Consider the following 12,101-nt stretch of genomic DNA (forward strand, 5'->3'; position numbering starts at 1 on the left):
CCAGTGAATTGCGGTGTGATATACTTTCGCACCTTTAAAATCCGGGATTAGTAGAGGGATAGCGGCTCCATGAGCGACCTTGCGAGAGAAATTACACCGGTTAATATCGAAGAAGAGTTAAAAAATTCTTACCTCGATTACGCCATGTCGGTCATTGTTGGCCGAGCTTTACCCGATGTGCGTGATGGCCTGAAGCCAGTACATCGCCGCGTACTCTACGCGATGAGCGAACTGGGTAATGACTGGAACAAACCCTATAAAAAATCTGCCCGCGTCGTCGGTGACGTTATCGGTAAATATCACCCGCATGGTGATTCTGCCGTTTACGACACCATCGTACGTATGGCCCAGCCTTTCTCCCTGCGTTACATGCTGGTGGACGGTCAAGGCAACTTCGGATCCATCGACGGCGACTCCGCTGCGGCGATGCGTTATACCGAAGTGCGCATGTCTAAAATCGCCCACGACCTGTTAGCTGATCTGGAAAAAGAGACCGTTGACTTCGTACCGAACTACGACGGTACCGAGCAGATCCCTGAAGTTCTGCCCACCAAAATCCCTAACCTGCTGGTCAACGGATCGTCCGGTATTGCCGTCGGTATGGCCACCAACATTCCGCCGCATAACCTGCGCGAAGTGATTAACGGCTGCCTGGCTTATATTGAAGATGAAAACATCAGCGTTGAAGGGCTGATGGAACACATTCCGGGGCCTGATTTCCCGACGGCGGCCATTATCAACGGGCGTCGCGGCATTGAAGAAGCCTATCGCACCGGTCGCGGTAAAGTTTACATCCGTGCCCGTGGTGAAGTGGAAGTGGATGCCAAAACCGGACGTGAAACCATCGTCATTCACGAGCTGCCCTATCAGGTGAACAAAGCGCGCCTGATAGAGAAGATTGCCGAGCTGGTGAAAGAAAAGCGCGTCGAAGGAATCAGTGCGCTGCGCGATGAGTCTGATAAAGACGGCATGCGTATCGTCATTGAAATCAAGCGTGACGCCGTTGGTGAAGTGGTTCTCAATAACCTCTATTCCCTGACTCAGTTGCAGACCTCTTTCGGTATCAACATGGTCGCTCTCCATCAGGGCCAGCCGAAGATTATGGCGCTGAAGGAGATTCTCGAAGCCTTCGTTCGCCATCGCCGTGAAGTGGTGACACGCCGTACTATTTTCGAACTGCGCAAGGCGCGCGATCGGGCACATATCCTTGAAGGTCTGGCGATTGCGCTGGCTAACATCGATCCGATTATCGAACTGATTCGCCGCGCACCAACGCCAGCGGAAGCAAAAGCGGGTCTGATCTCGCAATCGTGGGCGCTGGGCAATGTGGCCGCGATGCTGGAACGTGCAGGCGACGATGCGGCCCGTCCAGAGTGGCTGGAAGCGCAGTTCGGTATCCGTGATGGTCAGTATTACCTGACAGAACAACAGGCGCAGGCCATTCTGGACTTACGTCTGCAGAAGCTGACCGGCCTTGAGCATGAGAAGCTGCTGGACGAGTACAAACAGCTGCTGGATCAGATTGCAGAATTACTGCACATCCTGTCCAGCTCAGAACGTCTGATGGAAGTCATTCGCGAAGAGCTTGAGCTGATGCGCGATCAGTTCGGCGACGACCGCCGCACTGAAATTACGGCTAACAGCGCCGACATCAACATCGAAGACCTGATCAATCAGGAAGATGTTGTGGTGACATTGTCGCATCAGGGCTATGTGAAATATCAGCCGCTGAGCGACTATGAAGCCCAGCGCCGTGGCGGTAAAGGCAAGTCTGCCGCCCGAATCAAAGAAGAAGACTTTATCGATCGTCTGCTGGTGGCGAATACCCACGACACGATCCTGTGCTTCTCCAGCCGTGGCCGGCTCTACTGGATGAAAGTCTACCAGTTGCCTGAAGCCAGCCGTGGTGCACGTGGGCGTCCTATCGTTAACCTGTTGCCGCTGGAAGCCAACGAACGTATTACGGCGATTCTGCCGGTACGTGAATACACCGAAGGCTTTAATATCTTCATGGCTACCGCCAGCGGGACCGTGAAGAAAACGGGTCTGCAGGAGTTTAGCCGCCCACGTAGCGCAGGCATTATCGCGATTAACCTGCGTGATGACGATGAGCTGATCGGTGTGGCGCTGACGAACGGCAACGATGAGGCGATGTTGTTCTCTGCGGCCGGTAAGGTGGTGCGCTTTGCAGAATCCGCGGTACGTGCCATGGGCCGAACGGCTTCGGGCGTACGGGGCATTAAGCTGGCGCAAAACGATCGCGTAGTTTCGCTGATCGTGCCGCGTGAAGAGGGCGCTATTCTTACGGTTACGCAGAACGGCTACGGTAAGCGTACCGCGAACAGTGAGTACCCGACCAAATCCCGTGCAACGCAGGGCGTGATTTCCATCAAAGTAACTGAGCGTAATGGCCCGGTTATTGGTGCGGTACAGGTTGTCGACAGCGATCAGATCATGATGATCACCGATGCCGGCACACTGGTAAGAACCCGTGTCTCCGAAGTCAGCATCGTGGGCCGTAATACCCAGGGTGTGATCCTGATTCGTACAGCCGAAGACGAGAATGTTGTCGGTCTGCAGCGCGTAGCGGAACCGGTGGAGGAAGAAGAGCTGGATGCTATCGATGGCAGCGTGGCGGAAGGGGACGATGATATCGTACCTGAAGTCGACAATGACGACGATGATGAACCGGCAGTGGACGACGACGAGTAAGTTACCCGTCGTACGTTAAACCGCAACGGCAGGTCAGGGGTAACCCGGCCTGCCGTTTTTTTTGGCTGTGAAGACAGCGAGAGGAGAGGTGGGCGGCAGGTCAAACATTCTCAAACTGCGCCCTGAGCCCGGAGTCGACTGGCTTTTTCGCTGCGATAAAGCTAGTGTATGAACATCAAAAATCCAACAATGCGACTAACCTTGCCACCTGCGAGTCACCTTTGAAATATCTAGTTTCTTTCCGCACGACGCTGCGCATTTCGCGCTATCTGTTTCGCGCGCTGGCACTGCTCATCTGGTTGCTGGGCGCTGTTCTGACGACGTTCTATATTATCAGCGTCCTGCATGACAAAGAGAACAAGGTACGTCAGGAGTTTGCCAGTAACTACGGCACCATTGACTGGTACGTCCGTCATTCTGCGGGCATGATGCGTGAACTCAAATATATTGCTGAAAACCGGCTCGCCAGACCTGCACCCATCGGTCAGTCCCAGGCGGACAATCTGATTCAGCCACAGTTTATGCCGTTATATTCCGGTGACGACTGTGCCTCCATGAGCACCACCTGGCGCAACTCGCTTGATTCCTTAGGCAACTACATTAACTACTGGAAAAGCAATTTCGCCTCCTCCTACGAGCTGAACCGGGTCTTCCTGATTGGCGGCGATAACAGGTGCCTAGCTGATTTTACCGTCAGCAATAACAATAATAATGTCAGTCGCGATCGCAGTCTGAAGCTTCTGCGTGAAAACCTGCAGCGTTACCGTAACAGCCCGGAAGAGGACCAGCGTAATCCGGCCTACTGGGTGAGCAGCTCCGCTCAGCCTGGTGTAGGCAGCTTCTCTGTGGTGATGCCGGTCTATGTGGCCGATAAACTGCAGGCTTTGCTGGGCGTAGAGCAAAATATCCGCCTTGATGAATTTATCCAGCCCGGCAGCCTGCCGGTGACCGCGACCATAACCGACGAAAATTATACGCCGTTGCTGACGTCACGCCGGGGAGGCGTAGGTTTCTCGCTAAACGAATTACCCGACGATAAAACCTGGTTTGGTTATCTGGACGGTTATCGCCAGCTGGTGCTCAAGAAACCCTTACCGCCATCAGAACTCAATGTGATCTGGTCGGTGTCAACGGATGTCCTGGTCGATCAGCTCAGGCTCATGATGATTAACGCGGTGCTGCTCAATATCATGAGTGCGGTACTGCTGTTTACGCTGGCCTGGTTATTTGAGCGGCGCATGTTTTTGCCTGCGGAAGAGAATGCACACAGGCTGGAAGAGCATGAGCAGTTTAACCGTAAGATCGTGGCGTCAGCACCGGTCGGGATCTGTATTCTGCGCACCAGCGATGGCACCAACATTCTGAGTAATGAGCTGGCGCATAACTATCTTACGTTGCTGACGCAGGAAGACCGCAAGCGGTTAAATGAAATTATCGGCGGCCAACAGGTCAACTTTGTGGATGTCCTGACGGGCAGCAACACCAATCTGCAAATCAGCTTTGTGCATTCCCGATATCGCAATGAAAACGTCGCCATCTGCGTGCTGGTTGACGTGTCCGCGCGCGTTCGTATGGAGCAGTCATTGCAGGAGATGGCGCATGCCGCTGAACAGGCCAGCCAGTCGAAATCGATGTTTCTGGCCACGGTCAGCCATGAACTGCGCACGCCGTTATACGGCATTATTGGTAATCTGGATTTATTACAGACACGACAGTTGCCCAGCGGTATCGACTCGCTGGTCACCGCCATGAACAACTCCTCCAGTCTGCTGTTAAAAATCATCAGCGATATTCTCGATTTCTCGAAAATCGAGTCGGAACAGTTGAAGATTGAACCGCGTCCTTTCTCCCCGCGTGAAGTGATTACCCATATTGTCGGTAACTATCTGTCGCTGGTGGTGAAAAAACGCCTGACACTGTACTGCTATATTGAGCACGATGTTCCGCAGTTCCTCGATGGCGATCCCCTGCGTCTGCAACAGGTGATTTCTAACCTGCTCAATAATGCGATCAAATTTACGCATACCGGCTGCATTATCCTGCATGCATACGTCACCCAGGGCTATCTGGCCTTTCGTATGCGTGATACCGGCGTCGGGATTCCGGCAAAAGAGCTCACCCGGTTATTCGATCCGTTCTTCCAGGTCGGAAATGGCGTCCAGCGCAATTTCCAGGGCACCGGGCTGGGCCTGGCGATTTGTGAAAAGCTGATCAACATGATGGACGGTGATATCGAGGTGGAGTCAGAGCCGGGAATGGGAAGCCAGTTTATCGTGCGTATCCCCATCTACAATGGTAAGCAGCCTTCCATTCCACTGCTTGACGGGCTGCAGGATAAGAAAATCTGGCTGGCAATGCGCAATGAGTACCTGGCCCAGTATCTGGACAGGCTGTTGAAGCAACATGGCTTCCAGGTCGCCGATATGCTGGCAAACCCTGGCAGTGATGATGTGGTGTTAACCGACTATGCAATGGAGACATTCCCCCAGGTGCGTGCGGTTATCACGTTTGACGGCGCGCATGTGGATATGCCGCGTGAGCCGCAAGCAGGGCGCTGGATCCACAGCACGGCAACCCTGCATGAACTGCCGACTTTACTGGCACGTATTTACCGCATTGCCGTGGAAACCGAGAGCACGGACGCGCTTTCTCTGAGCGGGCCGGTCGAAGAGAAAATCCATAATGACGACATTATGGTGCTGATCGTTGACGATCATCCTATCAATCGTATGCTGCTGTCAGAGCAGCTTGGCACGCTGGGTTATCAGGTGAAAACCGCCCAGGACGGTGTTGACGCCTTAAATGTCTTAAGCCGTAATACAATTGATATTGTGCTGACCGACGTGAACATGCCCAATATGGACGGTTACCGTCTGACTCAGCGCCTGCGTCAGTTAGGGCATGTGTTCCCGGTGATAGGCGTCACGGCGAACGCGCTGGCCGAAGAAAAGCAGCGTTGTATGGACGCAGGGATGGACAACTGCTTGTCGAAGCCCGTGACGCTGGATGTGCTGAAATCAACGCTGGGTCTCTATGCGGAGCGGGTACGTAAAGCCCGGCAGGGATAAAAGAGAAGCGGAAGGAGGCGGTGCGAGTGCACCGCCTGAAAACTTACTCTTTGTCGATCTGGGTCGCGCTGACCGATGACAGATAGTTGAGCAGGGCAATATCGTTATCCACACCCAACTTCATCATGGCCGATTTTTTCTGGCTACTGATGGTCTTAATACTGCGGTTCAGCTTCTTCGCAATTTCCGTTACCAGGAAGCCTTCAGCGAAGAGACGTAATACTTCGCTCTCTTTAGGCGAAAGACGCTTATCGCCATAACCGCCGGCACTGATTTTCTCCAGCAGTTTCGCCACGCTTTCCGGCGTATATTTCTTGCCTTTCTGCAGCGCAGCCAGCGCTTTAGGCAGATCGGTTGGTGCACCTTGCTTCAGAACGATACCTTCGATATCCAGATCCAGCACGGAGCTGAGGATGGCCGGGTTGTTGTTCATGGTCAGAACAATGATCGACAGATCAGGATAATGGCGTTTGATATATTTGATCAGCGTAATACCGTCACCATACTTTTCACCCGGCATAGAGAGGTCGGTGATCAGCACATTGGCATCAAGCTTGGACAGGTTGTTAATCAGTGCTGTTGAGTCTTCAAACTCACCCACAACGTTAACCCACTCAATTTGTTCCAGAGATTTTCGGATACCGAAAAGAACAATTGGGTGATCATCGGCAATAATTACATTCAGGTTATTCATCTTATTGGTTACCTTGCTGCAGCAGTTGATTGACATAAGCGTCAATATTACTGGTGGTATTTTTAATGTTTGAATCGTCACACACTTTGATGTGGTGTTCTAATTCTTCACAAAGCTGTTTGCCCGGTGTCAAATTAAGCATAGCAAACACGCCTTTAAGGCGATGGGCAGTCTGAGCAAGCGAGGCATAATCGTTTATCGCTGACTCAGTATACAATCTCTTTACATCATCCGGTACTGTCTCAGTAAACAGCTGGAAATAGCCTCCACTTAGCAGTGGCGTGCTGGCGTCATCTTCTTCAGTGTTATCCTCCATTACATCGTGGGACAATTGCTTCTCAATCAGTGCCAGTAATGCATCCAGTAGTGCATTACTGAGATTGAAATTGACGCGATACTGTTGATCGTTCAGCGCATGATGGCCCGGTTCGTCTTCTGCCAGTAACAATGCCCAGCCACTCAGTTTGCCCGGATCGTCGGTGATCTGTACGTCGTGATCCTGACCCGAAATACGTTCATCAGGCGTCAGGCAGCGCGCGCCCCAGTTTTCCAGATGGCGACAAACAATTTTGTGGACATCTTCAACGGCGATCTCCACCAGCGCGGTTACGCCTTCCAGGATTTTCTCTTCCTCCTCATCACGCTGTTCCTCAAGCGTGAGGGGCAGTTGAATGTTATAGCGTGTGCCGATATCGGCTTTCGCCACAATCTCCAGGCTACCGCCCATTTGTTTACATAACTGCTTGCACAGGAAAAACGCCATACCGGACGCCTGACCATAACGATCCTGACTGGTATCGCCCAGGAACGGGAAGTCCACGTTCGCCAGTTCATCCACGGTCAGTCCGGCACCGGTATCCACCAGTTCAATATAGACCCGGTCAGGCTGGTTCTCTGCCGTCTTCACCGCCAGGGTAATCTTGCCCCAGCGGGTGGTAATCAGCGCATAATGCATCAGCGTGGTGAGGATTTTGCGCAATGCACGTCGATCGCCAAAGCGCATCTCGTCATTTGCCAGATGATTATTCACCACCAGGGACAGGCCTTTGCGACGCAGCAGCGGCAGGCTCTCCAGCGTAATTTCGTCCAGTAACTCTTGCAGGTTAAATACCGACGCATCAGGTGACCAGTCATGCGCTTCAAGACGATTGAGCAGCACGATATCGTCCACCAGACGAGCCAGTGACTGGCTCTCGTCCAGAATATCCAGCACGCTTTCGTCATTATCACGCTGACTCAACTGCACCAACTGCGAGACGATTTTTTCCAGCGGCTGGTTTAACGCATGGCCAAGGTGATGCAGCAACTGCTGACGCATCTGGTGGTTGCGATCCAGCACCTGCTGTGCTTTTTGCAGTTTCTTGTTGACCAGTAATTCCCGATCCTGATCGCGCATCATAAACAGCTGTGTATGCGGCGATAAAACGCTACGCGCATGGCGTATTTCATACACTTCGTTGTTGATCGTAGCCTGTAATACACCCTGATGCTGATCGGACATATTGATGATCTTTTGCAGGTTCAGGTGAGGCAAAAGATGCTCGGCGATCTTATTACTTAACAAGGTACGGTTACTCGCAAAGTCGTACACCAACAGGCCCACAGGTAAGCTGGCCACAATCTCCTGATTGAGTACGCGAAGGGAGTCCAGTTCAGCACTCTGGTTTTCACTGGGCCGAAGCGATTGTTTGCGTAGTAACAATACGCCACTCAGTGAAAGTAAAAACAGCACCAGGTTAATCAGTAGTGGCCACATCAGGTTATGCGCACTGTCGAGCAGCAGGCGAACAAGGGGGACCCGGTAAACCAGCTGCAGCGAGGTGCTGGGCAGGGCTGCGGCTATCTCAATGTCGTGGCTGACCAGCGAAACCTGGGTTGTCTCAAGGCCTTCCTGGTTTGTACTGGTGTTATTGGTAAAGCTGGCATCCTGACGCAACTGGAAGTTCTCTACCGGCATATTAAGCGGGATTAAGTCATTCACAGGCAAATCAAACGCGACGACAGTAGCCAGATGGCCGGGCTGATTAAACGTCGTACGCAGGGTAAAGTAGTGATCGTTCTGGAAAGCAAGGTGACGCAGAGGCGAAAAGCTTTCGCGCTCATCCAGCGCATTCGCCTGCTGCAGCATTTCAGCACGGCGCGCATCCACTAATGAACTTAACGCATTCTCTTTATAGCGAGTGGCCAAATCTTTCAGCGGCAGGGTCGATATCATAATCAGGCTGTTGTCCTGACCATTTAAGAAATACATCGACCAGGTCGGCGATTCGGCACCCCACAGCGTATCAAGATAACTGGACATCCGCATCGTCATATCCAGCGTGCTGCTGTCATGCGAACCAAAGATCAGCGCTTCGGTTTTACGTCGGGTTTTTTCGAGGTAATAGACATCAGGACGCAGACGCGTCTCTTGTAAATTGCTGGCAGGGACGGAACCTGCCGCACTGGCCGAGAGGTTTTCATAAATTTGCCAGGTCACAAAACGATAGGTATCAATACGTTTTTGTACGTCGTGCGCCATATCGGCCATGGCATAGCGTTTATCGGTTAGCCAGGCATTAATTGAATTTTGCACCATACAACCCAGCGCCAGTAACAGTACCAGGTTAAATACGATAAAAAAGCGGGTGACATTGCTGGATGTCAGAGGAAACTTATACAACATAGCGTCTCAGATACCTGATTTATCGCGCAACGTTGCGCGCACTGACAGCCACAGCCAACAAGAGCAGTGCAATCAGTAAAAATGCACCGCTAAGGCTAATCCATTGAGAGATGAACCCGATCAACGCCGGACCAGAAAGAATACCTGCATATCCCAACGTTGTCATGGCTGAAATCGCCAGGTTAGCGGGCATTGCATGCTGATTACCCGCCGCGTTAAATAACATAGGCACGGTATTGGATAAACCAAATCCCACCAGTAAGAAAGCCAGTAATGACGCTTCCGGCCAGGGCAGCAGGACGGCGAGCGCCAGGCCCGACGCCGCGGCCAGCGCGCCCATGACCATCACCGGATAGCGGCCAAAACGTTGAATAATCTTATCGCCAGTAAAGCGTCCTGCCGTCATCGCTACAGAGAATACGGCATAGCCCAGGCCCGCATGTGCCGTCGACATTGACGGATTTTGCAGCAGCAACAGGGCACCCCAGTCCAGTACTGCGCCTTCTGCCAGAAACAGGATAAAGCACAGTACGCCCAGAAAGGCGACACGCCCGCGCGGAATCACCAGCCAGGGCTGATCAGGCTGATGTAAGCGCTGGTTCATATAGCCGGACAGCCGCCACAGCAGCAATGCGACCATCACCGCCATAACGATCAGAACCGATAAGAGAGGGGTCAATGTCAGACCTAACAGCAGACTTACCGCACCGGCACCTAAAATGCCTCCCAGGCTGAAAAACGCGTGAAAGCCTGACATCATGGGGCGTCCTGCGGCTTTTTCTACTTCCACCGCCTGATAATTCATTGCAACGTCCAGCATCCCCAACCCGGCACCAAACAGCATGAGTGCTGCGGCCATCACCAGATGGGAAGGCGCGGTTGCCAGCACGGGTAGCATTAACAGGACCAGCAGCGTCGAACTCATCATCACCCGCCGGCAGCCAAAGCGGGCAACCAGCGTGCCTGTGACGGGCATCGCAAGCAGTGAACCAATCCCCAGGCAGAGCAGCAGGGCACCGAGGGATGCCCCTTCTAACTGCAAGCGATCGCGCGCATAAGGTACCAGTGGTGCCCAGGCTGACATGCCCAGTCCATTAATTAAAAAAATGGTACGCGTACCGGCGCTAAGGCGGCGTTCAGAACAGGTTGATTTTGCGGCATCCAGTGCTGTCATGGCTCTTATTTCATCTGTATCGAAGCAAAAAAGTGTAGCATCAAATTGCTGCAAAACGCTGTGAGAACACAGGCTTAACAGTTCATCATTTTACGTAGATGATTTTCGCGCAGCGCCAGTGTACCGACTTTTAGCGGTGCCAATGATTTTTCCAGAACTTTCCTGGCTTACTTTCCCTCCTGCCGCGACGTTGTATGACCGTGGTCACATTTTCGCTATGTGTATTGCTTAGTTAAATTTGAGTATGCCTTCAGCCTGTCAAGGCCTAAAAAAAACAGGTTAATCCGTAACTTTGCGCATTTTTTAGAAACATTTAGCAACATCTGAAAGCGATGCGCGGCACATTTTTGCCACTTTTTTACTGACAAAACCAAAATTTGGCTAATGTTATCTTGGTTAAATCATAAATAAAACTGCATATTGCGATTGATTTTTGCCCTGACTGTGATGAATATTATTTTCATGATGTTGCCAAAAGTAAGTTCGGATTAATTAAAATTTAAACAATTATTACGCTTCGCTTAGATTTTTTGCCATCGCTCTTGATTTTTTTACCTATTGTCGTGCCAGGTTGAAACGTTTTCAGATTCGCAGCAAGTAAAACGTGGAAAGGTTACCCATAAATTATTTTTATGGTTTTCATTTCAGTTAATTAGCTTCTCTGGTGGAGTAAGGTCAAGATGGCAGAAATCACTCAAACTCGGGTGGATATCATTTCCCGTGCAAATGGCACGCTCATTTCACAGGTCGATGGCGTCTCAGCACAAACCATTACCCTCAGTGAACCCAGCGTTGTCCGTATTAACGGCACACGTGAAGTGGTGACGCAATTTCAACGGCAGGGTGATGACCTTATCGTTCAGATGCGTGACGGCAGCACGGTTCGCTATAAAAACTTCTTTCTGGATGATGCTGCCGGCGATCACAGTGAACTGGTGTTTGACGATGGTGTGAATCCCCCAGAGCATGCGCTTTTCCCCACGGCGGTTGACGCAACAGATTACGCCGCCACAACCATGACGCCCACCTATGAATCTCTCGACAGTGTCGATCCCCTTCTCCTGGCTGATAACAGCAATATTTCTACCGGACTAATGACCGCCAGCGGTGTGGGCCTGCTTGGTCTGGCGGGCGTTGCACTGGGTACCAGTCGGGGCGGAGGAGGTGGTGGTGGTGGTGACAACCCGGCCGCACCGGGAACGCCCGGTGCGCCAACGCTCACCGTCAACCCTTTCGCCGGGGATAACGTGCTGGACAACACCGAGAAGGCGTCAAATCAAACGCTTTCGGGCACCACAACCAATGTGGAGGCAGGCCAGACCGTCACCGTGACGCTGGGCGGACAGACCTACACCACCACGGTAGGAACAGACGGCAGCTGGAGCGTGACGGTGCCGGCGGCGGCGCTGCAGGCGCTGGCGGCGGGCACGGCGACCATCGCGGTCACGGTGAGCAACGCGGCGGGCACCGCAGCCACGACTACCGAAACCATCACCGTGGAGGCGCCGGTGACCTCGCCGGGCGATCCGACGGTAACCCTTGCGCCCTTTGCCGGGGACAACATTCTGGACAACGCGGAGAAGGCCACGGATCAGACCGTCTCGGGCATCACCGCCAACGTGGAGCCGGGCCAGACCGTGACCGTGACCCTGGGCGGGCAGACCTACACCGCCACGGTGGGCCAGGACGGCAGCTGGAGCGTGACGGTGCCGGCGGCGGCGCTGCAGGCGCTGGCGGCAGGCACAACGACCATTGAGGCGACGGTGAGCAACGCGGCGGGCACCGCGA

6 protein-coding genes (1 of these 6 cut by a window edge) are annotated in these 12,101 nt (G+C 52.8%); 3 read left to right on the forward strand and 3 right to left on the reverse strand.

Annotated features, from left to right (window positions below; all coding sequences use genetic code 11):
• Positions 1-69: 69 nt before the first annotated feature.
• Positions 70-2,712: a DNA topoisomerase (ATP-hydrolyzing) subunit A gene (gene gyrA / locus C7433_RS11515; protein ID WP_033740609.1), complete on the forward strand. Its 2,643-nt coding sequence runs from the start codon at positions 70-72 to the stop codon at positions 2,710-2,712.
• Between the two features lie 221 nt (positions 2,713-2,933).
• A complete protein-coding gene (gene rcsC / locus C7433_RS11520) occupies positions 2,934-5,780 on the forward strand; it encodes a two-component system sensor histidine kinase RcsC (RefSeq protein WP_033740958.1) in 2,847 nt (948 codons plus the stop codon).
• Between the two features lie 43 nt (positions 5,781-5,823).
• Here rcsC and rcsB read toward each other — a convergent pair whose 3' ends face one another.
• From rcsB to C7433_RS11535, 3 genes are read right to left on the reverse strand one after another with little or no spacing between them, the layout of a single operon-like run.
• Positions 5,824-6,474, reverse strand: a complete 651-nt coding sequence (gene rcsB / locus C7433_RS11525; RefSeq protein ID WP_006120001.1) for a response regulator transcription factor RcsB — start codon at positions 6,472-6,474, stop codon at positions 5,824-5,826.
• A 1-nt stretch (position 6,475) separates the two neighbouring features.
• Positions 6,476-9,139, reverse strand: coding sequence for a phosphotransferase RcsD (gene rcsD, locus C7433_RS11530; protein ID WP_033740607.1), 2,664 nt, complete (start codon positions 9,137-9,139; stop codon positions 6,476-6,478).
• A gap of 19 nt (positions 9,140-9,158) precedes the next feature.
• Positions 9,159-10,313, reverse strand: a complete 1,155-nt coding sequence (locus C7433_RS11535; RefSeq protein WP_033740605.1) for an MFS transporter — start codon at positions 10,311-10,313, stop codon at positions 9,159-9,161.
• 680 nt (positions 10,314-10,993) lie between these two features.
• On the opposite strand from C7433_RS11535, the gene C7433_RS11540 reads away from it, so the two are divergent.
• Positions 10,994-12,101 carry the start of an Ig-like domain-containing protein gene (locus C7433_RS11540; RefSeq protein WP_110268199.1) on the forward strand. It continues 12,452 nt past the right edge of the window, so only the first 1,108 of its 13,560 coding nucleotides appear in the window; it begins with the start codon at positions 10,994-10,996; its stop codon lies off the right edge, out of view.

This window comes from Pantoea sp. PNA 03-3, assembly GCF_003201175.1.
In the GTDB taxonomy this organism is placed as follows: Bacteria; Pseudomonadota; Gammaproteobacteria; order Enterobacterales; family Enterobacteriaceae; genus Pantoea; species Pantoea stewartii.